Origin of the sequence: Amorphoplanes friuliensis DSM 7358 (assembly GCF_000494755.1) — a bacterium.
GTDB lineage: Bacteria > Actinomycetota > Actinomycetes > Mycobacteriales > Micromonosporaceae > Actinoplanes > Actinoplanes friuliensis.
Genome location: NC_022657.1, coordinates 821,371 through 844,726, shown reverse-complemented (window position 1 = coordinate 844,726; position 23,356 = coordinate 821,371). Strand labels below are relative to the sequence as shown.

The 23,356-nt window shown below is 68.5% G+C and carries 16 protein-coding genes; 6 read left to right on the top strand and 10 right to left on the bottom strand.

Annotated features, from left to right (window positions below; genetic code table 11):
• Positions 1 to 9 precede the first annotated feature (9 nt).
• Both AFR_RS03815 and AFR_RS03810 read right to left on the bottom strand, forming a co-directional pair.
• Positions 10 to 555 carry a hypothetical protein gene (locus AFR_RS03815; RefSeq protein WP_041840588.1) on the bottom strand — a complete coding sequence of 182 codons (546 nt, stop codon included), beginning with the start codon at positions 553 to 555 and terminating at the stop codon, positions 10 to 12.
• Between the two features lie 152 nt (positions 556 to 707).
• Positions 708 to 1,106 carry a hypothetical protein gene (locus AFR_RS03810; protein ID WP_041840587.1) on the bottom strand — a complete coding sequence of 133 codons (399 nt, stop codon included), beginning with the start codon at positions 1,104 to 1,106 and terminating at the stop codon, positions 708 to 710.
• Positions 1,107 to 1,148: 42 nt separating this feature from the next.
• Here AFR_RS03810 and AFR_RS45815 point away from each other — a divergent pair, with 42 nt between their 5' ends.
• Positions 1,149 to 1,898 carry a hypothetical protein gene (locus AFR_RS45815; RefSeq protein WP_148307863.1) on the top strand — a complete coding sequence of 250 codons (750 nt, stop codon included), beginning with the start codon at positions 1,149 to 1,151 and terminating at the stop codon, positions 1,896 to 1,898.
• Position 1,899: 1 nt separating this feature from the next.
• Here AFR_RS45815 and AFR_RS03800 read toward each other — a convergent pair whose 3' ends face one another.
• Complete coding sequence (locus AFR_RS03800; RefSeq protein WP_023357986.1) at positions 1,900 to 2,295, bottom strand: RidA family protein; 396 nt, start codon at positions 2,293 to 2,295, stop codon at positions 1,900 to 1,902.
• A gap of 63 nt (positions 2,296 to 2,358) precedes the next feature.
• Between AFR_RS03800 and AFR_RS03795 the strand changes: the two genes are divergently transcribed.
• On the top strand, positions 2,359 to 3,330 hold the full coding sequence (locus AFR_RS03795) for a helix-turn-helix transcriptional regulator (protein ID WP_023357985.1): 972 nt from the start codon (positions 2,359 to 2,361) through the stop codon (positions 3,328 to 3,330).
• Here AFR_RS03795 and AFR_RS03790 read toward each other — a convergent pair.
• A complete protein-coding gene (locus tag AFR_RS03790) occupies positions 3,327 to 5,048 on the bottom strand; it encodes an ABC transporter ATP-binding protein (protein WP_023357984.1) in 1,722 nt (573 codons plus the stop codon). The genes AFR_RS03795 and AFR_RS03790 overlap by 4 nt on opposite strands.
• Complete coding sequence (locus tag AFR_RS03785) at positions 5,045 to 6,628, bottom strand: ABC transporter transmembrane domain-containing protein (protein ID WP_084298330.1); 1,584 nt, start codon at positions 6,626 to 6,628, stop codon at positions 5,045 to 5,047. The genes AFR_RS03790 and AFR_RS03785 overlap by 4 nt, the downstream gene beginning before the upstream one ends.
• A gap of 196 nt (positions 6,629 to 6,824) precedes the next feature.
• On the opposite strand from AFR_RS03785, the gene AFR_RS03780 reads away from it, so the two are divergent.
• Positions 6,825 to 7,631, top strand: a complete 807-nt coding sequence (locus AFR_RS03780) for a Rossmann-fold NAD(P)-binding domain-containing protein (protein WP_041840584.1) — start codon at positions 6,825 to 6,827, stop codon at positions 7,629 to 7,631.
• 16 nt (positions 7,632 to 7,647) lie between these two features.
• Positions 7,648 to 8,631: an AraC family transcriptional regulator gene (locus AFR_RS44770; RefSeq protein ID WP_084297899.1), complete on the top strand. Its 984-nt coding sequence runs from the start codon at positions 7,648 to 7,650 to the stop codon at positions 8,629 to 8,631.
• Here AFR_RS44770 and AFR_RS03775 read toward each other — a convergent pair.
• On the bottom strand, positions 8,531 to 9,460 hold the full coding sequence (locus AFR_RS03775) for an alpha/beta fold hydrolase (RefSeq protein ID WP_023357980.1): 930 nt from the start codon (positions 9,458 to 9,460) through the stop codon (positions 8,531 to 8,533). The two genes, AFR_RS44770 and AFR_RS03775, sit on opposite strands and share 101 nt — an antisense overlap.
• Before the next feature lie 57 nt (positions 9,461 to 9,517).
• Here AFR_RS03775 and AFR_RS03770 point away from each other — a divergent pair, with 57 nt between their 5' ends.
• Entirely contained in the window at positions 9,518 to 10,120 is a 603-nt protein-coding gene (locus tag AFR_RS03770) for a TetR/AcrR family transcriptional regulator (protein WP_023357979.1), read from the top strand.
• Here AFR_RS03770 and AFR_RS43340 read toward each other — a convergent pair.
• Genes AFR_RS43340 through AFR_RS03750 form a run of 4 tightly spaced genes read right to left on the bottom strand, consistent with a single transcriptional unit; the run spans position 10,106 to position 19,427 of the window.
• A complete protein-coding gene (locus AFR_RS43340; RefSeq protein WP_023357978.1) occupies positions 10,106 to 10,744 on the bottom strand; it encodes a DUF7919 family protein in 639 nt (212 codons plus the stop codon). The two genes, AFR_RS03770 and AFR_RS43340, sit on opposite strands and share 15 nt — an antisense overlap.
• Positions 10,732 to 11,142, bottom strand: a complete 411-nt coding sequence (locus AFR_RS45810; RefSeq protein WP_148307862.1) for a hypothetical protein — start codon at positions 11,140 to 11,142, stop codon at positions 10,732 to 10,734. The genes AFR_RS43340 and AFR_RS45810 overlap by 13 nt, the downstream gene beginning before the upstream one ends.
• Positions 11,139 to 11,672, bottom strand: a complete 534-nt coding sequence (locus tag AFR_RS03755) for a DUF8467 domain-containing protein (RefSeq protein ID WP_023357976.1) — start codon at positions 11,670 to 11,672, stop codon at positions 11,139 to 11,141. Before AFR_RS03755 ends, AFR_RS45810 begins: the two co-directional genes overlap by 4 nt.
• A gap of 30 nt (positions 11,673 to 11,702) precedes the next feature.
• Positions 11,703 to 19,427, bottom strand: a complete 7,725-nt coding sequence (locus AFR_RS03750) for a ricin-type beta-trefoil lectin domain protein (RefSeq protein ID WP_084297898.1) — start codon at positions 19,425 to 19,427, stop codon at positions 11,703 to 11,705.
• A gap of 359 nt (positions 19,428 to 19,786) precedes the next feature.
• On the opposite strand from AFR_RS03750, the gene AFR_RS03745 reads away from it, so the two are divergent.
• Positions 19,787 to 22,879 (top strand): DNRLRE domain-containing protein, encoded by a 3,093-nt coding sequence (locus AFR_RS03745; protein ID WP_041840582.1) that lies wholly within the window; start codon positions 19,787 to 19,789, stop codon positions 22,877 to 22,879.
• Positions 22,880 to 23,356: the final 477 nt, after the last annotated feature.

Below are 23,356 nucleotides of genomic sequence, written 5' to 3'. Positions count from 1 at the left end.
ACGGCCAGGTCAGAGCCGGCCGAGCACTGCCAGAATCGCGTTGAGGAGCGCGGCCAGCCCACCCGCGGTGGGGGTGCCGTCGAGCAGGTGCGTGATCGCGCACAGCAGGTTGCCGAGCAGGTTGCCGGGCGCCTGCACCGCGGTGATCACGAGGTTCACCCTGTTCAGGTCGATGACCAGGCCGAGCAGGTCCAGGTGCAGCGGCCCAAGAACAAGATTCAAAACCTCACACGTCACCGCGGCGATCGTCACGGGCATGCTCACGGTACGGGTGACAGTCCCGACAGTGGCGCCCGACGAATCACTGACAGTGCCCGTGAGCAAGCCGGTGGCCACCAGGTCCTTGCCCTGCGTCCCGAACTTCGTCGGCGTGAACGTACCGGCGAACGACCCGTTGTCGCCCGTACCGGTAACGGGTGTGGCAAGGGCGGTCACGGGCGGCGCGGCCACCGGTGCACTCGGCGCGGCGCTGGCCACACCCGCCCCTGCAAAGCTGAGCCCCAACGCCGCGAGCACTGTTACGACGATCATCGAGAGCCGTTGCCGATGTGTCATCGTTCCTCCTGCTGATAAAAGTCCGCGTTTGGCTTCCCTTTCACCAACAACCCTCGTCGCTGCGAAGGCCCCAACCCAGTGAGCGCTGTCATCGACTGACGGTGAGCAGAGTCAGGCCGATCGATGACAATCGTCATGTTTCGCCGGACGGCTCAGGCGAGGGATTCGTAGGAGCCTGTTTCGTAGAAGATGCGGGTCAGGCGGAGGACCTCGTCCAGGTCTGTGAGGACGTTGCGGCGTTTGCAGAAGTAGCCCTGGTCGCTCTGCCAGAGGCGGACCTCTTCGTCGGAGCCGTTCGGGTCCGTGTACTCCCATTCGCCCATTTGGTGGAACAGGGCGTAGGAGCCGTCCCCGCCGATCACGTTGAAGATGGTTTCGTCTTCTTCGTCGGCGGTGCAATTCAGTTGGACGATGGGGTAGCAGAAGTCGTCCATGCGTTCGATCGCCGTGACCACGTCCGGCCAGGACGGCGACAGGATGTCCGTGGATTCCCAGTGGCGGCCGTCGCGGAAGTAGCGGATGACGGTCAGGTGGTGGATGGGCGAACTCACCGCACGCACGGTAGCAACGGCGGGCATGAGAGAGTTCGGGCCATGGGAAATCACGGCGACCTCGATGCGCGGGTCTCCGCCGCGCAAAACCGCAAGACGCCTCCGGCGGTGCTTCACGAGTTGGCGTCGGACTCGTCGGCGCAGGTCAGGGCGGCTGTGGCCGGTAATCCGAAGGCGCCGGCCGAGGCTTTGCGGCCGTTGACGCGGGACCGTGATCGTAAGGTGCGCGGGGCTGTTGCCAAGAACCCCGCGGCTTCCCAGGGGAATTTGCTGCGGCTGCTCGATGACACCGATCGGTGGATTCGCTGGGCGGTGGCGACAAACCCGTCCTGCGATGCGCGCATCCGGCACAAGATGGCGACCGCGAAGGACAAGGAGCTGCGGGGGCTCGCCGCGGAGATGAAGGACCTCGAGCCCGACCTTGCGGCGCTGCTCCTCGAGGACGTGTCCCCCGAGGTCCGGGAGCGGCTCGCCGGCCACACCCAGGACCCCGAGGTGATCACCGCACTGCTCAAGGACCGGACCGTTCGTGTACGCAAGGGTGTTGCCGTCAACAAGCACACCACCCCTGAGCAGCGGAGCATTCTGGCGCAGGACTACGCGCCCGAGGTGCGTGCTGCGCTCGTACGGGCGGTGGAGCTGGAGGAATCTGATCTTCAGGCTCTGGTGAAGGACCGGTCGGTGGAGGTGCGCCGCTCACTGGCGACCTCTGATGTCACGCCGCCGCACATCCGGGAGGCGTTGAAGAACGACCCCGACGAGGCGGTCGCGTCGGACGCCCGCCGCTACTAGCTCACCCGACGGCGGTTCCTTCGAGCTCGACCATCAGCTCGGGGATCGCCAGCCGTGTCACACCGAGCATGGTGGTGGCGGGTGCGATCCCGGCGGCGGCCAGTCGTGACGCCAGGACGCCGTAGTGCTCGAGGAGGCGATCGACGTCGGTCGTGCAGACGGTGAGCCGGACGAGGTTGGCCAGGGACATGCCGGCCTCACCGAGTACGGCCTCGAGGTTGTCGAGGCTGAGCGCCACCTGAGCAGCCATGTCGCCGGGGTGCTGAGGCTTGCCGTCGCTGCTCATCGCGGTCTGGCCGGCACAGTAGAGGGTGCGGGTGTGCCCGGAGACGATCTCACCCTGGTTGTATCCCAGCGCCGCCGACCAGGTCCACGGGTTCACTGCTGATCGATTCATGGCGTGAGCTTCGCACCGCAATGACGACATCTTCTGTCGTGTATTGCTGGCATCATTCCGGGCATGCGGGCCGACCGGTTGGTGTCGTTGGTGCTGCTGCTGCGCCGGCGTGGCCGGCTGTCCGCGACCACGCTGGCGCGCGAGCTGGAGGTGTCCACGCGCACCGTGCTGCGTGACATCGAGGCGCTGTCCGCGGCCGGCGTACCGGTGTATGCCGAACGTGGCCGGCACGGGGGTTTTGAGCTGTTGCCCGGTTTCCGGACCGAGCTCACCGGCCTGAACCACGACGAGGCGCTCGCCCTGCTGGTTGCCGGGTCGCGGCGTGGTGCGCAGGTGTTCGGGCTCGGCTCAGCCCTCGCTTCGGCCATGCTCAAGGTGGTCGACGCGCTGCCCGAGAGCTACCGCGACACTGCGGCCGGCGCGGTCGAGCGCCTGCTCATCGACCCGGAGACCGACCTGTTGTCGCGGCGGCTGGACGCCGAGGACCTTCCCGACACGATCGTCGGAGAGGTGCGACGCGCCGTGTTTGCCGGGCACAAGCTGCGCATCCATTACGAGGCGGTGGGCCAGGCCCCGAAGTGGCGCACGGTGGATCCGATCGGGCTGGTCACCGTCCGCGAGCAGGGCTATCTACTCGCCGCGAGATCCGGCGCGGACCGTACCTACCGGCTGTCACGCATTCTGGCGGCCGAGGAGCTCGCCGAACCCGCTCAGCGCCCGGACCGGGTTGATCTGGGCCGAGCCTGGCAGGAACGCAGCGTGCAGTTCCGGACCGGCGGTGACCCGGTCACCGTGGTGGTCCGGGTGAACCCGAACCGTCGGGAGGAGCTGGTCGGCACCGCCGTAGCTCTACTGGCCGAAGAGGCCGACGCCGACGGCTGGCTGCGGCTGACGGTGACTTTTCAGGACTCACGGCATGCCGAGTGGGCGTTGTGGCAGCTCTCCACCAACGCGGAAGCCCTGTCCCCGCAAGGGTTGCGTGCCGGCCTGCGGGACCGCGCCACGGCAATCGCCAGCCGGTACGCAACGCCTTAAGCACCGTGCCACGATCGCCACAGTGCGGCGTAGGGGCCGTCGGCGCGGATCAACGCGTCGTGGCTGCCGAGCTCGATGATCCGGCCGCCGTCCATCACCGCGACGCGGTCGGCGTCGTGCGAGGTTTGCAGGCGGTGAGCGATGGCGATCACCGTGCGGTCGTGCAGGACCGCGGCCAGCGCACGCTCCGCACTCCGCGCGGCCGTCGGGTCCAGCAACGCCGTCGCCTCGTCCAGGATCACGGTGTGCGGGTCGGCCAGGACCACCCGTGCCAGTGCCAGTTGCTGAGCCTGTCCGCCGTCCGGCGGATTTTCGCCCAGGTCGGCGTCGAGGTCGTCGGCCCAGTCGGCGCCGACGGTTTTCAGGGCCCGCTTGAGGACGTCGTCCGGCGCCACGACCATGAGGTTCTCCCGCAGCGACTCGCGGAAGACGTGGTGTTCCTGCGTCACCAGCACCACCTGGCGGCGCAGCTCGTCCGGCGGCAGGTCGGCGATCGGCACGCCGCCGACCGTCACCGAGCCGTGGTCGGGACGGTCGACACCCGCGATCAGGCGGGCCAGCGTCGACTTGCCGGCCCCGGACAGACCGACGATCGCGAGGCGCTCCCCCGGTCGTATCGTGAGATCCACGTCATGGAGAACGTCCTGGCCGGAGTCGTAGGCGTAGCGGACACCGCGCACTTCGATCTTGTCGCCGTCCGGCCTGGCCGAGGACGTGGTCTGGTCGGTGGGGACCGCGGCCAGGCCTTCGATGCGCGCGAACGACGCGCCGCTGCTCTGCAGCTGCTCGATCCACAGCATGATGTTGTCGACCGGCCCGACCAGCTGCCGCAGATAGAGCACCGCCGCCGCGACCGTGCCGAGCGTCACCGATCCGCGGAAGTAGAGCCAGCCGCCGGCCAGCAGCACCAGCACGATCGGCACCACATAGGACAACTCGACCAGCGGGAAGAACACCGACCTCAGGCTCAGCGTGGCCAGCCGGGTGCGCCGGGTCTCGGCGATCGCCTCCCGGCCCCGGCCCAGACGACGTTCCCGCAGGTCAAAGGCTTCGATGGTACGGGCACCCGTGGTCGTAGCCGCCAGTTCGTCCGCCATCACGGAGTTGGCCGCGCCTTCGAGCAGGTACGCGTCGCGGGCCCGGCTCAGGTACCAGCGGGTGACGAACCAGATGCCGGTGAAGCCGAGTACACCCACCGCGCCGAGTGCGGGGTCCAGCACGACGACCGCCGTCACGATCAGCACCAGCTGCACGGCTGAGATGAACAGGCCTGGCACCACGTCACGCAACGTCGTGGCGACCGCATCCACGTCCGTAGTGCCGCGGGCGGTCAGGTCGCCGGCCGGTACGCGTTCGACGACCGCCGCGGGCAGTTCGAGTGATCGGCGCAGGAAGTCGTCGCGGATGCGGGCGGCGGTGCGTTCGCCGAAGCGGTAGCCGACGCTCAGCGCGTACCGGGAAAGGAGGGCCTGGGCGACCGCGCAGCCGAGGACGGCGATGGCCAGGCGATCGACCTGGCCGGCGCCCTGTCCGCCGCCTTGTCCGCCGGTGACCGTGTCGATGATCCGGCCGAGCAACCACGGTCCGCCGAGGCCGGCAATCGCCGCCAGGACGTTGAGGATCATCATCACCACGACGGTGCGACGGTCGGCGGCGATCAGGCGCAGGGCGGCACGGGAGACCAGCCGTTGATCGGCGATCGGCAGGGCGGCGCTCACGCCTCGTCCTCCCCGAAGACGCGGGCTACCAGGCGTTCGTAGCCGGGAACAGCGGACAGTAACTCCCGGTGTGTTCCGCTGGCCGCCACCCGCCCGTCGACCAGGTAGTGCACAACGTCCGCACGGTCGAGCAGCGCGGGCGAGGTGGTCGCGACAACCGTGCCGGAGCCGGCGCGCGCGGTTTTGAGACGTGCGGCGATCGCGGCCTCGGTGTGCGCGTCGACGGCCGAGGTCGGTTCGGCGGCGAGCAGCATCTCCGGCTGCTGGTAGAGCGCCCGGGCGAGCCGCACACGCTGCCGCTGACCACCCGAAAGATTGCGGCCGGCCCACTCGACCGGGTGATCGGGCGCGCCGACGTCGTGCGCGACAGCAGCCTCGACCGCCGCGTGCACACGCTCGTCCTGCGGCGCGCCACGCCCGGCGACCACGTCACGCAGCGGGTCGGCGAACAGGTCGGCCTCGTGCTCGGCGACCAGGATCCGCGCCCGCACCTCGTCGCGGGCGATGCTGTCGAGCCGCACACCACCCCAGGTCGCCTCGGTCGGACCGTACCGGCCGAGGCGCTCGAGCACGGCCGCGGCATCGGCGGGCCGGGCACCGGCGAGCGCGGTCAGCCGGCCCGGTTCGGCCGACACCCCGGACACCGGATCGTGCAGCGTCGCGGGTCCGACCGGCGCGGCCTCACCTGCGGTTTCCTCCGGCGGAAGGCTCAGGAAGGCGACCACGTGCCGCGCGGCGACCAGCCCGCGGGTCACGTCGAAACCACAGAAGATCATGACGCTGACCGGGATGACGAGCATCGCCGTGTAGCCGTAGACCGCGATCAACTCACCGGCCGTGAGCTCACCCGCAGCGGCCTGCCGCGCCGCCAGCCAGACCACCACGGCCAGGAAAACCCCAGGCAGTCCTTCACCGAGCGCACCGACCCAGCTGCTCGCCCGGCCGACCCGATAACCGAGGTCACGCAGCCCGGCGGAGTTCTGCTGGTACCGCTGCAGATGCCCCTCCTTGCCGCCGAGACCGTTGAGAATCCGCAGACCCGACAGCACGTCGACCAGCTGCGCGGCGAGGGCGCCCTGCCGCTTGCGGTACCGCTGCCCGGCCGCCTGCACCCGCGTCAGCAGCGGACCCACCGACAGCGCCAGCACCGGCACCCCGGCCAGCACCACCACCGCCAGCAAGGGCGAGGTCCGGAACAACAGAACAGCAACCACCGCGTACGCGAGCAGACTCGCCACCCCGACCCCGCCCACATTCATCGCGCGCCCGATGGTCCACACATCAGCAATACCGATGGTGACAACCTCACCGGAGGTCACCCGCCGGGGCAGCGCCGCCCCGAGCCGAGTCGCGTGTGCCATCACCGCGTCGGCCGTCTCCAGGGCCGCAGCCAGCCGCAACTTGGTCATCGACCGGTGCCGCATGATCCCCAGCCCGGCACTCAAAGCCCCGACCACCAGGACCACCGCGGTCCAGGCGATCAGGGTCGCGGGTTGCTTGGGGGTGAGGCCGCGGTCGATGGCCTGCGAGATCAGGAACGGCGTGAAGGCCAGGCTCGCAAACCACAACGAGCCGAACATCGCACCGAGCAGAACCCGCCCCTTCAGCTCCCAGGCCAACGACAACAAAAAACGCGCGGGTCCCCGTATATCCACACACACCATGCTGCCCGCTCCCCCGGGGCAGCCCGCAAAGCATTATTCGGCGAGACGCTCGCTTATGGGGTTGAGCTCCGCAACTATGGCCCGTCTCACGAGGGCTGGCTGTACTTGAGGCATGACAACAACGTTGGTTATCGGTGGTACCGGGAAGACCGGGCGGCGGGTCGTGGAGCGACTGACAGACCAGGGCCGGCCCGTACGTGTCGGGTCCCGCAGCGGAAAGCCGCCCTTCGACTGGAACGACGAGTCCACCTGGGCGCCGGCCCTGGAAGGTGTGACGGCCGCCTACATCACCTACTACCCCGACCTCGCCCTTCCCGGAGCCGTCGCGGCCGTTGATGGCTTTGCCCGGCTCGCGGCACACAGTGGTGTCGAGCAGCTGGTGCTGTTGTCCGGGCGTGGGGAGCCCGAGGCCGAGGCCGCCGAGCGGGCCGTCCAGGGTGCCGGCACCGGGTGGACTGTCGTGCGGAGCAGCTGGTTCAGTCAGAACTTCAGTGAGAGTTTTCTGCTCGATCCGGTGCAGCTCGGTGACATCGCGCTGCCTGCCGGTGATGCGCGGGAGCCGTTCACCGATGCCGACGACATCGCCGATGTGGTCACTGCCGCGCTGGTCGATTCGCGGCATCGGGGGAAGGTCTACGAGGTCACCGGGCCGCGGCTGCTGAGTTTTGCCGAGGTGGCTGCCGAGTTGTCCGCGGCGACCGGGCGGACGATCACCTACACGCCGGTGAGCAGGGACGAGTACAGCAAGGTGCTCGAGGAGAACGGGTTGCCGCTGGAGTTTGCCGATCTGTTCGCGGGCATTCTGGACGGGCGCAACGCTCATCTCACCGACGGCGTGCAGCAGGCGCTCGGGCGGGCGCCGAAGGACTTTGCCGACTATGCGCGGGAGTCGGCTGCGGCGGGTGCGTGGGAGCGCTGATCGGTACGTTGGGGTGATGGACACGCTGACCGGGCTGCTGGACGGGCCGCGGGCGCGGGGTGCGTTCCTGCTGCGGTCGATCCTGAACCCGCCGTGGTGCCTGCGGATCCAGGACGAGGCGCCACTCTCGCTGGTCACCCTCGTGCGGGGCAGTGCGTGGATCATCCCGGACGACGACGAGCCCACCCTGCTGCATCCCGGCGATGTTGCGATCCTCCGAGGCCCTGATGCGTACGCGTTGAGCGACGCACCGGCCACACCCGTACAGGTGGTGATCCATCCGGGGCAGCGCTGCACGACGGTGGAGGGTGAGGAGCAGCGGGACCTTGTTGATCTGGGTGTGCGGACGTGGGGTGGCAGTCTCGACGGTGAGACCGTCATGCTCAGCGGCACCTATCAGCTGCACAGTGAGGTCAGCCGGCGGCTGCTGGACGCCCTGCCGGCACTGCTGATCAGGCCGGCCGGGACGGGCGACCGCACGCTGGTCGATCTGCTCGAGAAGGAGATGACCGGTACGAGTACGGCGCAGGAGCTGGTCCTCGACCGGATCCTCGACCTGCTGCTGGTGTCGGTGCTGCGCGCGTGGCTCGATTCGACCGATCCGGGTGTGCCGGGATGGCATCAGGCGCAGAGCGACCCGGTTGTCGGGCCGGCGCTGCGGATGCTGCACGACGACCCGGCGCGCGCCTGGACGGTCGCCGACCTTGCTGTCGAGGCCGGCGTGTCCCGGGCGTCGCTGGCGCGGCGGTTCACCGAGCTGGTCGGCGAGCCGCCGATGGCTTACCTGACCCGGTGGCGGCTGACGCTGGCCGCCGACCTGCTGCGTACCGCCGACGCCACGATCGGCGGGGTGGCGCGGCGGGTCGGGTACGGCAGCTCTTTTGCCTTGAGCACTGCGTTCAAGAGGGAACGTGGGGTGAGCCCGCAGGAGTATCGCCGCCGCTCAGGGGCCTCGCCTCAGGATGTGCGGCACCGGCCTGGCGTGGTGCGGCTCGGCTGACGTCCTGGATCTCGTCGGCGAGCCCGACCGGCTCGTCCAGCGGGATGAACGTGCGGGCCGTGGGGATCTCGACGAAGGTGGCGTCGGCGAACGCGGCGCTGAGGCGGCGGCCCAGGCTGACCGGGAAAAAACGGTCGGCGTCACCCCACACCACCCGCACCGGCTTGGCGAAGCGGTGCAGGCGGGTCGAGACGTCGAGCAGGGCCTGCGGGTCGATGAGGCGCATGAAGTCGGCGGCGTTCCGGCGCACGTTCGCGTCGGAGAGCAGCGGGGTGATCCAGCGGCGGGTCAGTTCCGGGTCGAGCGGGTCACGGGCCAGGCCGCCGAACGCCAGGACCGAGTGCCGCATGAACCGCAGCTTGGCCGAGGTCATCAGTGCGCGCAGGCGGCCCGGGTCACGGCCGATCTTGACGAGCATGCCCAGCGGCGCCGGCGGGAACTGGTCGAACGCGTCGCAGTTGGTCAGGACCAGGCGCCCGATGCGGCTGTGGTCGGCGTCGGCGATGAACTGGGTCAGTGCGCCGCCGGTGTCGTTGGCGACCAGGGTGACGTCCGTGAGTCCGAGGGCGGTGATGAAGTTGATGATCAGTTGGGCGATGCCCTGCGGGCTGAGGTCGATGCTCTCGGGCAGCGCGATGCGATGCCCGCCGAGCGGCAGATCGGGCGCGTAGCTGCGGATGCCCCGGTCTGCGAGCGTGTCGGCCACCCGGGTCCACAGCTCGGCGTTGACCAGCAGGCCGTGCACGAACACCACCGGCGGCGCCGTGCTGTTGTCCGGGCCGGCGGCGCGATATTCGACGCGGCCTTCCGGGATGTCGATGGTCGCCATGCTGACTCCCCCACGTTACGGTCGGTACGTGACACCACAAACATACGGACTGCTTGTATGAAAAGCGAGAGACGGACGCAGGATCAGCGTTCGGCGACAACGCGGGCTGCTCTGATCAGCGCCGCCCGCCCACTGTTCGCCGCCTCGGGCTTCGCCGCGGTCAGCACCGAGGCGATCGTGCGCGCGGCCGGCGTGACCCGCGGCGCGATGTACCACCAGTTCGCGGACAAGACCGAACTGTTCGCCGCCGTCTTCGAGGCGGTCGAGGCGGAACTGACCCAGCGCATCGACGCCGCGGTCGGCAGCAGCGGCGAAAGCGACCCGATCACCCTGATGAAACTCGGCGCGGCAACCTGGCTCGACGCCGGCGCCGAACCCGAGATCCAGCGCATCGTCCTGGTCGAAGCACCCGCGGTGCTCGGCTGGGAACGCTGGCGGGAGATCAGCATGCGGTACGGCATGGGCCTGGTGAAGAGCCTCCTCGAGTACGCGATCACGGCCGGCCGGGTACCTGCGCAGCCGGTCGAACCGCTCGCGCATGTCCTGATCGGAGCCCTGGACGAGGCGTCGATGTACGTAGCCCGGGCCACCGACCCCGCTCAGGCCCGCCGCGAGGTCGGCGCCGTCATCGACCAACTCGTCCAGTCACTCGCGGCGTAGCCGGCGGGCGTGGTCGATGCCGTAGCCGATGGTGCTGGGGTAGTCCTCCGCGCGGAGGTCGTCGCCGAGGCACGCCACGAGGGACTGGCCGATCTCGACGCCCATGATGACGGCCAGTTCCTCGTCGTGGGCGGCGAATTGCACGGCGTCCAGGGCGCGGGCGTCCCGCCAGTTCGGCAGGTCCACCACCGCTGCGCAGCGAAATCCCAGGTCAGCCTCCGGGTCCAGCAGGACCTTACGGAGCCGCTCGGCTCGGTCGTCCCACTCCAGCTCACCGGTCTCGCGGAGGCCCTGGAGGAAAACGTCGGGCGGCCGGTACCCGTGATCGCCCAGGTAGTGCAGAACCATCTCGGGCGCGCAGTAGACGTCGCCGTTCAGCAGGTAGTAGCGGTATTCGCCGTTGCCGGTGACCGCCGCGTCCTCGGGGCAGAACTCGCACCGATGCGTACCGAGGGTCACGCTGCCGAGAAGCCGGGAGGCAGACCTGAGGAGCTGGAGATCGGCCGCGGCGAGCGGCGGCAGATCAACACCTTGCACGCCCCACTCGGTACCCAGCCAGCCGACGTTGCGCAGCGGGAGCGGAAAGCTTCTGTACTCGTACGGGGAGAGGTCTAGGTATTCCATGGCGGGGAGAACTCGATCGGTTCGTCATGGTCGATCCAGAGGAAGAAGCCCACGTCGAACCGGACGGCTCCCGTGGGGCGGTTGATCCGGCCGATGTCGCGGGGCTCGTCGAAGGTCAGGACCTCCTGGACGACCACCTCCGTCGGGGGGATCGACAGCTGGACCCGGTCGCCGGCGGAGAGTCCGGTACGGGGTTCGAGGCGCCAGGGCGTCTGGGACCAATCGGGGTGGGCGGTGTCGATCGGCACCGACACGTCGCCGTCCCAGCGGTAGCGAGAAGTCGGGTCGGGGGTTCCCCACGGCCATGCGACAAACACTTCCCGGCGCATCACACGAACAACCCGCACGTCCCGGGGCGCGCAGCTGATGACAAAGCGGTCGCCCACTGCGGCCTTCATCGCGGAAGCAGGAGGGGGTCGCCGACGAGGGCGAGGGTGCCTTCGCGGCTGGCCCGGATCGCGTCGTGGCCGACGTGGAAGGTCTTCACCAGGGTGTCTTCCTTGCCCTGCCACACCATCTCGTTCGACGTTTCCTGGCCGGCGATCTTCCAGAGCTTGTTCACGAAGCTGCGCATGGCGGGCGGTGTCGTGTCGGAGAAGGAGGCCGCCCACCGGCCGGGCGACAGCACGCCGGGTGTCCGTTCCAGACTGCGCAGCCATTGGACGACCGGGCCGATCGTCGGGCCGTCGATGCTTCCGTTCGGGTAGCGGACGCCGGACAGCGCCGGGAAGATCGAGCGGTCCCAGATCGCGGCCGTCGAGCTGCACTCCAGGATCGAGTCGCGGACCGGCGGCACGTCCGGGTCGACCCATCCGCGCTGGTCCAGGAAAACGGCATCCGGGAAGTCGGCGCGGATGCGGTCGGCGATGCGCTGTTCGTCGACGGGAGTGAGCAGGAGCTGTACCTGCTTGGTACGCGATGCCGCCACCTGCTCACTCCCTTCGTCGCCGTGAGGGCCTCAGCCCTTCTTCGGCACCGTGATCACGAGTCCGAGCTTACTGAGGTCATGAGCGGCCTCGAACTCTTCCATGATCATGGCACCGTTCTTGTAGGTCGTCACCGTCTGCACGAACACCGGTGAACCGTCCTCCATCTCGAACTTCAGGTCGGCTCGACGCCCGTTGGCCTGGGACTCCGCCACTTCCGGGAGGATGTCGCCGGTGTTGCGGTCACGACCGCCGGCCACGTGCTTCCAGCCCGGGTTGGCGTCCATGAGCTCGTCACGGAGTTCGTCGTGCTGTGCCTGGGTGGCCGGCTTGCCGCGACCGCCGTACGGGTTGTTCGGAATCCGCGGGTCGGCGCCGCTCGCGCATTCGCACTTCGAGGAGTGCGGACGGCCGTTGGTGTTTCCGCTGCCACCACAGTTGTGGACGAGCAGTGACTGGTTGTCGGCGATCACGTAGTACGTGTGAACGTTGCCGATCGTCAGGTTGTGCACCGTTGCCCGCGGAGCCGTCCAGCGCTTGATCGCGGTGACCTGAACGGTGGTGCCGGCGCCGGTCCGCAACAGTTCGCCCGGCAACAGGTCGGCGGCGTCCACCCACCGGCTCAGCTCGGGAACCCAGAAGGGGTGGCCCTCGGTCGCAGTGACCTCGGCAACCTTCTTGCCGCGCTTGCCGTCGGTGTCGACGACGATCTTCACCAGGTGCTTGACGCCGTTGCCCTTGATGGCCGCGGTGACGGTCTCGATCCGGGTCTCGCCCGTCTTCGGGTCGGTCGTCTTGACCTTGTCACCCGGCTTGACGTCCTCGATCCGCTTCTTCGACCCGTCGGCCATCAGAACCTTGGTGCCGGGGGTGAAGCTGTTGTTGATCGGGCAGGAGTCGCCGGCCTTGCCGGCACCACCGCCACCGCTCGCTCCACCGTTGCTGCGCGCGGAACCACCCGAGGTGCCGCCCGGCTTCGACTGTCCCTTGTTGCCACCACCGGCTGCGGAGGCACCCTTCGGGTTGGCCTTGGCCTGCGCCTGTTTCTGAACGGGGTTACCGGTCTTCTTCGCGGCGTTGACCGCGTTGTTGCTCGTTGTGTTGATCTTGTCGGCAGCTTTTTTCTTCGCTGCCTGTGCGGCCTTCTTGGCTCGCTCGATCGCCATCTTCTTGGCGTTGAGCGCCGCCCGCTCCGCGGCTCGTGCGGCTGCCAGCACCGCCTCGGCCGCACGTTTGGCCGTCTTCCAGGCCTGGATCGCAGCGATGGTGCGGTCGATCGCTCGAAGCACCGCAGGAATCTTGCCCAGCTTGGCCCATGGGATGGCCCCGATGATCAGGCTGCCGCAGGCCCACATGTCGCCGCCGAAGCAGTTCATCGCATCGGTGATGCCGATGAAGTCCTTCAACATCGACCAGGCCGCCGACAGGATCACCGAGGTCAGCGACCGGCTCGAGTTCGCCTGAGCATCGGCGACCTGCGCCGCGGACAGTCCGGCACCGGCCAGGGCCGACGCCATCTCCGACGGGGTCAGCGAGATCGACAGACCCGACGGGTCCGACATCGTGGCCGGGTTGTTGTGCGCGTAGGCGTACCCGTTGGACTGCATGGGATCGGCCAGGTCGAGGATCGGGTCGGCGGACAGGAACCGTCCGACAACCGGGTCGTACAGCCGGGCACCCAAAGGCGTGTAACCGGAAGCGTCGTCGCGGGTCGCGCCGAGGAAGCCGTCGTTGCTGGCGATGTGCATGCCCAGCGGGACGGTACCCCGCTGGTTGCCGAACGCGTCCTGCTTACGGATCCGCACCTGCATCGTGCTGTTGAGAGCAATTTCCGCGTACGGGCTGCCCTGATGGTCAGCAGCGAGGGCGACCAGTCCGGAAGCTCCGGCGCCGTAGGCGTTGCGCACGACACTGCCGCCCGGGGCTGCGTACGAGCGCTGGGTGTTGACCAGCACTCCGCCCTGCTGGACCGTGACCTGCGCCTCGCCGAGCATCAGGGTGGCCTGCTTGCCCTGCAGCGTCAGCAGGCGCGTGCCGTCGGGACCGTAGATGTGGCGGGTCTCGTTCTGCGCTTGCCAATGCTGTGCGGTGGACGTCGCGGCGCAGGCGACCAGCACGATCGGGGTTGCGTCGGTGGTGACCGCGTCCTTGACCGCCGCACACAGCCCGGACCCGACGTGGGTGAGCTGGTTCGTAGCCAGGTTCCGCTTGATCTGCTGCGCGGCCGAGCCGTCACACTTCTGCAGGCCGAACGCCGATCCGGCCGTGTTGGCCGCCGGCTGCAGGCACCAGCCGTCGTGGATCGACAGCGTGCCCAGATTGGCGTCGGTCTGGTTCGGCGTGGCCGAGAAGCGCCACTTCTGCGCCAGACCGCCGTTGCAGGTGTAGAGCTGGATCGGTTGCCCAGCCGTGGGCATGCTCGACTTCAGGTCGAGGCACTTGTTCGCCAGCCCGACGTAGGCCGTCTTGCCGTTGCTGCCCTGACCGGTGATCCGCTCGACCTTGCCGTCGTACGTCCAAGTCAGGTCCTGCTTGTCACCGGTCTCGACGGACGTGACCGACTTCGTCTCGCCCGTGAGCTCGTACAGGCGGTTCGCCTCGGCGGTGACCGCCGCGCCGGCCGGGGTGACGTACTTCTTGGTCACCTTGGTCAGCGTCCGGGGCTGACTGCCGTCGGTCTTGCCGTAGGTGTAGGCGGTGGTGGCGTCCTTGGCCGCGTTGCCGGTCAGGTCCTTCTCGACCAGCTTCTTGCGGTTGCCCAGCAGGTCGTACTCGTACTCCTGCCAGTAGCCCGAGTTGTCCGGGCCCGCCGCGACGTTGGCGCTGCCGTCGGTGTTCACCGGTCCGGCGGCGCAGGTCTCCTGGTCCTTGGAGGTCCACGCCTTGGTCATCTGGCCGACCTTGTCGTGCCAGAAGCACTGGCGCTCCTGGATGCCCGTCGAGCGCTCGCGGATCGAGGTGACGTTGCCGGCCTCGTCGTACCCGTAGGAGCGGTTCGAGACGAGGTTGCCGCCGACGACGGTCTTGTCGGTGGTGCCCTCGCGGAAGACCTGCTGCTGGGTCAGCGCGCCACTGGCATCGTCGTAGGACGACATCGCCCACACCCGGTACGGCTGAGCACCCAGCGTCGAACGGAGCACCTGCCCGTGCGGCGAGTACACGGTCTCGGAGCCGTACCAGTCCTTGCCCGACACCGAGAGCGGCAGCCCGTCCTTGGTGTACCGGACGAGAAGCTTCTCGTCGGTGAAGTTACCGATGGCCGGAACCGTGGCCGACTCCGGCAGACCGGTGTCGGTGTACGAGTAGCCGTACGTGTAGGAGCTGCGCAGCCCCCACGTGTCCGCGATCGACTGCGGCAGCGACAGCGTGGTCGAGGTCGGCTGGTAGTCGCGGGTGTAACCGCCGACCGACTGCGTGTACGGCAGACCGTCGGTGTAGCGGGTGGCGGTGGCCGGCAGGCCCTTGCCGCCCGCAGCGGTGTCGTAGGTGTACTCGGAGAGCAGGGCACCCGTGCTGTTGCCCAGGCGCTGCTGCTTCGGACGTGACAGCTCGTCGTACGCGTTCCAGATCGTCACGCCGCGGTCGTTGGCGACAGTCACCGGCCGGTCGCGGTTGTCGTACGTGGTGCGGGTCGTACCGGCGTCCGGATCGGTCGCCGTCTCCATGCGGCCACGCTGGTCGTAGGTCCAGGACCACGGCCGTGCGGTGTCCGCGGAGTGGGTCGCCTTGGCCAGCAGGCCCCGTGCGTCGTACTGGTAGCGCATCGACGTGAAGGCCGCGCGGTTCGCGTCACTGAAGGTGTCGACCCGCGTGGTGCGTCCCAGGGCGTCGGTGAAAAGGCGGTACGAGGCCGCGCCCGCCGGGTTGATCACCGTGGAGTTGTCGGTGCCGTACTCGTAGTTCGTCGCCCGCGCCGGGTACTCCTCGCCGCGCAGGATCGGGAGTTCCCTCATGACCCGGCCGAGGCCGTCGTAGGTGTACCGCGTGGCGTTCGGCACCGCGGTGTCGGCCAGCGGGGTGAACATCGCTCCGCTGGGTGTGCCGGCGGTGTAGTAGGCGTTGTTGGTCTGCCAGACCTCACCCGAGCTGTTGAACAGCGTGTCGGTGATCAGGCGGCCACCACCGGTGGCCTGCTCCTGCGTCTGCCGTTCGCGGCCGAGGCCGTCGTAGAGCGTGACGGAGGTTTCGACGCGGTTCTCGTGTCCCCGTGTCTGGGTGGTGACGAACGGCGGCTTGCCGACCGGCGTGTTGTAGATGGCCTTGAAGTCCGGCACCGCCGACCCGGAGGGAACGCGTCCCGGGGCCCAAGCCTCGACGAGGCGGCCCATCGCGTCGTACTTCGCCTCGCTGACGTGGCCGTTCGGGTCGGTGACCTTGAGGCCGACCGCGCGTCCCGGGTCCAGCACCTGCGTCTGGTCGTGGCCGAGCGAGTTCTTCTCGGTGACCTTGTACGCCTGACCGGTCGCCGGCTCGTACGTGATCGTGGACACCTTGGCATCGGCGTCGGTACGCCGGACGACGCGCCCGATGCTGTCGAAGCCCGTGGTGCCGTCGCTCTGGAAGCCGGTGGCGTCGCCGTTCAGCGTCCAGGTCTCGGTGGCGAGACCTCGCGTCTGGTCGGTCAGCGCAGCACCGTAGGCACCGCCGTCGTAGCTGGAACGGCTGGCCGAGGTGAGCGACTTCAAGGTGTCGAAGGTCGCCGCGGCACATGTCGTCGGGCTGGTACGGACCTGCTTGGTCAGGCCGATGACGTTCTTGCCGGTGTGGTGGACGTACTCGAGGCTGGTGCACGACTCGTCGCCGGTCCTGCCGGTGTCACCCAGCGACTCGATCCGCGTCGGCAGACCGTAGGTCGCCTCGTAGGTCGTCTTGGTCTCGATCGACCGCTGTGTGCGGTTGTCGTCGCCCGTACCGGAGGATTTGGTGTAGGTGAGCTGCCGCGGCTCGGTGATCCGCCAGGCTCGCAACGGGCTGATGCCGTCGCGGTCGCGCTGTCCCAGCTCGGTTGCCGCCGGGAAGGTCACGTTGCGCGTGAGCCAGTCCGTGTCGGCGTCACCGGCGCTGCTGTAGGTCAGCTCCTCGGCGATGCGGCCCGCGAACGGGTCCTCGTCCTTGGCGATCTCGTTGCCGGCGATGTCCTTGACCGCGACGGTGTCACCCAGACCGCGGAAGTACCGGGCGACGGCCTTCGTCTTCTTGCTGCCGATCGCCGCGTCCTCCGCGCCGGTCAGGGTCGTGACCTGCTCGAAACCGCCGAACTCGGAGTACGTCCGGGTGGCCTTCTTGGTGAACTCCTGCTCGGCGAGCTTCCACGCCGCGCCCTTGTAGGCGTAGTTGGTGACGGTGCTGAACGCGCCGTCGACGTTCGGGAGCTCCTCGACGTTCTCCACCACGTACTTCTGGAACCAGTCGATGTCCTCGGCCGCCGGGTCCGGGTGCCAGAAGGCGGGGAAGCACAGGCGGGTGTTCGACTTCAGCTCGGCGGTGTCACCCTTGCCGGGCAGGCCGGTGCCGGTCTTGCAGTCACCTTCAGGTGCCTTGTAGCTGACGACAGTCTCGCCGCCGTATTCGTTGATGACGCGAGCGATGCGCAGGCGGGAGAAGCCGGGGCGGTTGTCGCGCTTGACGCGGTTGGGCATGTCCTCGGCGTTGGACTCGAAGCTCACCGGGTTGAGGGCGATCTTGTCGCCGCCCACGCCGAAGCCGGTCCGGGTGATCTTCTCGAGCCACAGCGCGGTGTTCGGGCCGGTCTTGAGCACCGGGAAGGACTGCTTGAGCTGGTACTCGTCGACCGTCTGACGGGCCGTCGAGCCCTGGACCCGCTGTGTCGACGTGGTGATCTTGTCGAGGCGCTTGCGGGTGAAGAAGGAGGGTGCGGCGTTCCAGCACATCTTCTTCGACTCGCAGCGGAGGTCGGCCGGGGTGTCGTACCAGACGCGGTACTTGCCCGGGTCCTTGCTGGCGAAGTTGGCGTCGGTGCAGGTGACCGAGCCCTCGGTGTAGCAGCGCTCGTCGACGGCGAAGGAGACCTGACCCTGCGGGGCGGCTGAGAAGACCGAGTCCTTGCGCTGCCCGTAGTCGATCCGGGTCAGGTAGCCACCACGGTCGTACTTGACCGGCGACTTGAAGTTGAAGTTCTTCGCGTAGTAGTTCTGCTCCTTGGCCCACCAGAGACTCATGGCGTTGCCGTTAATGTCTTCCACGTAGTCGAGCGACCAGCGCCAGCCTTCCGTACAGGCGGACTTCTTGAAGTCGTCGATCGTCGAGCCCTGGTAGCACGGCTCGCCGGCGTGGTTGCCGTAGACGGGAACGGTGAGCACGGAGTTGGTGACGGCGGCGTCGGCCGACCAGCCCGGGAGCTTGTTCAGGCCGAAGTTGTACTTCGTGCCGTCGCGGGTCGTGACGACCCAGTACTCGCCGTCCTTGTCACCGTTGCTCTTGCTGGTGTCGAACTTCTGCTCGATCACGGAGCCGTCGCCGTTGGCGGTGAACCACTTGTCCTTGCTCTCGTCCCACACCAGCTCAGTGGTGGAGCCGCCCAGCGACAGGGTGGCGTTCTTGGAGCCCCAGCACATGTCACCCGTACGGTGTTTGGCGTTGCTCGATCCGGCTTTTTTGCTGTCCTGCGTGCAGTTGGCGTAGGTGCGGGTGATCGAGCCGGCGCTGTAGTCCCAGCCGTCACCGATCCACGAGGCCTGGTTGTTGCTGGCCGACGTTCGGCCGTCAACCGACTGCGAAGAGTAGGAGAGCCCGATCTGCGGCGTCAGGCCACCGGCGGTCTCGGGCACCTGGACCTGGTACGAGTAGGTGAACGCACCCGACGACGAGCCGGACGCCCAGGAGCCGGAGGACAGCAGCGGCGTCGCGGTGAAGTCGCCCGACGACGAAGCACCGGTGTCGAGGGCGCCGACAACACCCGAACCGGACTCGGCCGCGGCGCGGGCCATGCCACCGACACCGCCAGTGCCGGTGGAGTCGTCGAGGAGCTTGCCGACAGGCACGCTACCGGTGACGATGCGGCGGGTGGACGCGTTCGAGGTCGCCAGGGTCCGCATCACGGACGACTTGGCCGGCACCAGCTCGACCTCGCTCGACAGCCGCTGCGCGGTGGGTGCGGCGGCGGGGTCCTCTTCCTCACCTTCGACCGGCGCACAGTCGCCGGTGCCCGGAGCGTCGTAGACGCAGTCCGGAAGCAGCATGAGGCCGAAGCGGTCGGCGGCCTGCGGGCCGTACAGGTCGGCGAAGGCGGTGTAGTCGACGCTCAGCGCGACCGCGGCCTCCGGCGCAGCGGCCGCCGGCGGCGTGAGCTTGAGGATCAGGCCCGGCACGCCGGCGTCCTGCGAGGTTTCGGGCGCCGCGAGCCCGACGGTCCAGGCACCGGCGAGGTCGGCCGGGTCGGTTCCCTCGGGTACGCCCAGAGCGATCGGCAGGTCGTCGACCGGCTTGCTCTCACCGGGCGCGATGCCCGTGAGGTCGACAACGCCGCTGTCCTGCTGCCACGGCGTGACAGCGGTCGGGGCGTACGGGTCGACCGGCACCTCGTCGGCCGTGGTCAGGTTCGCCTCGGCGTCCTCGTCCTGGCCGACCTCGGTGCTCTTGGGCACGTCCGGCAGCTCGACGACCGCGTCACCGCGGTCCATACCGGGGCCTGGCACGGCGAACGCCGATGCGGGCACGTTCAACCCCACCAGCGTCGCCGTCAGCATGAGGATGACGGCCGTGCGTCCTCTTCGGAACAGCGGACCTGGACCACGCATAAGTGTCGACTCCCACTGGGCGCGAGGAACACACGCCAGGCGAGGCGCATGCGGGGGCACTGTCCCGTCAGCGCTGTGCGTGTTTCAAGATTGCGGAAAGTGATGGATGTGAATCAGATCACGCCAGGATCTTGGTTAAAACCTGACAGGACGAAGGATTCGGATATATCGATCAACGCTGAGGAAAGCCTGGCAATTGGCCGTCCTCAGCGGGGCAAATCCGGATAGGACGGTCGTAACTCCTTTAGGAAACCTTTGGTTGGTAACAAATTGGCATCCCCGCGAGCCCTCCCGTCGCCGTGCGATCGTGTCCGCGCTCTGCCTCTCTTTCCATCCGGACCCCACGGGAGTCGAACGCTGTGACCGTGCCTCGCCTGCTCAGTCCTCTCGTGCGCACCCGTGCCCGGTTGGCCTGCACCCTCGTCGCTGTCCCCGCGGTGCTCGTCGCCGCCTCGGTGCCGTTGTGGCTTCCGGGAGACGATGAATCACCTGCGCAGCGGGACCAGGGGGTCGATGTCGTTCCGGTTGCTCTCGGCCCTAAGGACGAGAGCACGGCGATGGCCGAGGCTCGCAGCACCGGCAAGGACGTGCTGGTCGACAAGGCCACCAGCGGCACGTCGCTGACCTGGGCACGGCCCGACGGTCAGATGCGTACGCAGGTGACCGCGGTGCCGCAACGGGCGAAGAACTCCGCCGGGCAGTGGGCGCCGATCGACCTGAAGCTGACGCGGACCGGCAACACCGTGCAGCCCGGGAACAGCCCGGTCCCCGTGCGTTTCTCCGCCGGCAGCAAGACGCCCGGTGACACCACTCTCGCCGAGATGGACCTCGACGGCCGCACGATCACCTACACCTGGCCGGGCGCGCTGCCGGAGCCGGTGCTCGACGGCTCGCGGGCTCTCTACCCCGAGGTGCTGTCCGGTGTGGACCTGCTGCTGGTCGCCCGCGAGGAAGGCGGCTTCGCCAACCTGCTGATCGTGAAGAACCGCGAGGCCGCCGCGAACAAGGAGCTCGGCTCGCTGGCCTACGGCCTCAGCTCGGCGCAGGCGGTCTTCCGCCATGACAGCACCACCGGTGGTGTCCGCATCTTCGACGCCAAGACCAAGGCCGAGATCGGCTCCGTCCCGACCCCCTTCGCCTGGGACTCCTCCGGCCGCGACCCCGAATCCCCCACGGCCCCGCGCCTGTCGGTGGCCACCCCCGCCGACGTGCTCGAGCTCTCCGGTCTGCAGGGCCTGGAGCCGGGGGTACGCCAGGCGCCGATGCCGACGCGACTCGACGGCGACGGCACCGGTAAGGCTGTCCTGCACCTCGACGCCGCCGGCACCGGGTTGCTGACCGACAAGAACGTCCGCTTCCCGGTCTTCCTCGACCCGCCGATCAACAGCGGTGAGCAGGCCTGGACGCTGGTGCACAAGCCGAACCCGAACAGCAACTTCCTCAACGGCACCGGCTTCAACGGCGGCACCTCGGAGGCGCGTGTCGGCTACGAGACCGAGACCAACGGCCTGGCCCGCTCGTTCTGGCGGATGGCCTTCAAGAACATCAAGGGCGCGACGGTCAGCTCGGCTAGCTTCAAGGTGCTGAACACCCACTCGTGGTCCTGCACCAAACGTGAGTTCCAGCTCTGGCACACCGGCGCCATCTCCTCGGGTACCACCTGGAACAAACAGCCGAGCTGGATCACCCTGCAGCAGAAGGTCTCCTTCGCGTACGGCTACGCCAGCTCCTGCTCCGACGACTACGCGGCCTTCAACATCAAGAACGCGGCGCAGGCGGCGGCCGACAGCGGCAGCACCAACCTGACGCTGGGGATGCGCGCCACCAGCGAGGGCGACACCGAGACCTGGCGCAAGTTCAAGGCCAACTCCGCGACGCTCGAGGCGACCTACAACACGCCCCCCAAGGAGCCGACCGGCGGCACGACCAACCCCGGCGGCGCCTGCACTCCAGGCCCGGGCAACGGTGTGACGATCGCCAAGACCAACATCGTGCTCTCGGCGACCGCCACGGACCCCGACGGCAACCTCGAGAAGCTCCGCTTCCGTTACTGGAAGACCGGCGGCACCGTGCCGTCCGGCGTGTTGGTGACCCCGAACAGCTCCGGCAAGGCGTCGACGACGATCGCCTCCACCACGCTGGTCGACAAGGCGACGTACTCGTGGGACGTCCGCTCGGAGGACTCGTCGGACGCCGTGTCGTCGTTCTTCCCCGGCAACACCACCGAGCCCTGCCGCTTCACGGTCGATGCTTCCGCGCCGGCGGCACCCGAGGTCACCAGCGACGACTACCCCGAGGCCACGTCGGACGGCGCGACCTGGGCGACGAAGAAGTTCGGTGAGACCGGCTCGGTCACGTTCACCGCCGAGGGCGCCGCCCGCTTCGAGTACTCGTTCGAATACATCTCGCCCCTGTCCGTGACCGCCAACGCCAGCGGCACCGCCACCGTCACCGGCCTCAAGCCCCGGCACGCCGGACCGACGTCGCTGATCGTGTACGCGTACGACAAGGCGGGCAACCGCAGTGTGTTGACCAGCTACACGACGTACGTGCCGCCGCGCGACGACGCCGACGGCCCGGGTGACACCGGTGGTGACGGCATCAACGACCTGCTGGTCGTCGACGGCAACGGCCACCTGCGGACGCTGCCCGGCGACCTCGCCGGTGAGCTCTACACCTCGCTCGCCTCGTCGTACACGACCGGCAACAAGCTCAACCCGGCCGGCCACTGGTTCGACTCCGCCACCGGCAAGTCCGCGCTGATCGCCCACTACGACGACGCGTACCCGGGTGACGGCATCACCGACCTGTTCGCCCGCACCCCCGACGGCGGCTTCTACCTGTACCCGGGTGACGGCTACGGCAGCTTCAACGTCGACCAGCGCCTGCGGGTCCTGCTCCCGTCCAACACGCCGGCCCCGTCCACCTGGACGGAGCTCCTGGCGGTCGGCGACATCACCGGCGACAAGCGACCGGACCTGGCCCTGCGCGCAGGCACCGCCTTCTGGGTGCTCAGCGGATATTCCGGAGCCAGCTTCCAGGAGGCCGTCCTGATGGAGGGCACCGCCTGGGCCCGCCGCGACCTCATCGCCATCCGCGACATCGACGTGGACGGCACACCGGACCTCCTCTGGCGCAACCTCGACGCCGGCGGCATGTACGTCCGCCACGGCAAGCCGGGCACGATCGCGGGCAGCGTGTCCCTCGACTCGATCAAGATCGCCGGCAACTCCCGCGCGGGTGACGTCTCCTACGGCACGAACTGGCAGGAGACAGCCATCAAGGAAGTCATCAGCTTCCCCGACTCCAACGCCGACGGGGTGGCCGACCTGTGGGCCATCTCGGCGACGGACGGCAACACGCGCCTCTACAACCCGTCCAAGACCAACACCGGAGCCTCGATCAAGACCGTCCTGTCGAACGACTGGCGCTCGATCAAGGCCTTCGGCTGACGCAGTAGACCCCAAACAGGCCCGGGCGATCGCCCGGGCCTGTTCTGTGTCCGGCTCGGCGCCTTCACTGCGCCGGACACCTGATGGCACTCGATCAGGGCCGACAACACAGCAGCGACCCGCTGGACGCCACAACGGGCCACTCCTGGGTGTCATTCGCCTGACGCTGGTGGAGCGGCAGCAGGCATCTGACCCCGACCATCCGGCATGGCCCTGGCGGTTCGTAGATCCGGAGACGATTGCCCTGGGCGCGTCCAGGCGCTGCCAAGTCACGTCCGCACGGCGTCACTGTCGATCTCACCGGCGAGGGACGTGGCGACAGAATGAAGCATGGCCGGCTGACCGACCACCTGCGGCGCCCGAGAGGCATCCGTCAGGGCCTCCGTACGGGGCGGCCACTTGTGCACAACGCTCGGTCGCCCTGGCGGAGTCACAAGGCGACCGGGCGGTGCTGTCGAGGAGGTTGTCAGACCGACC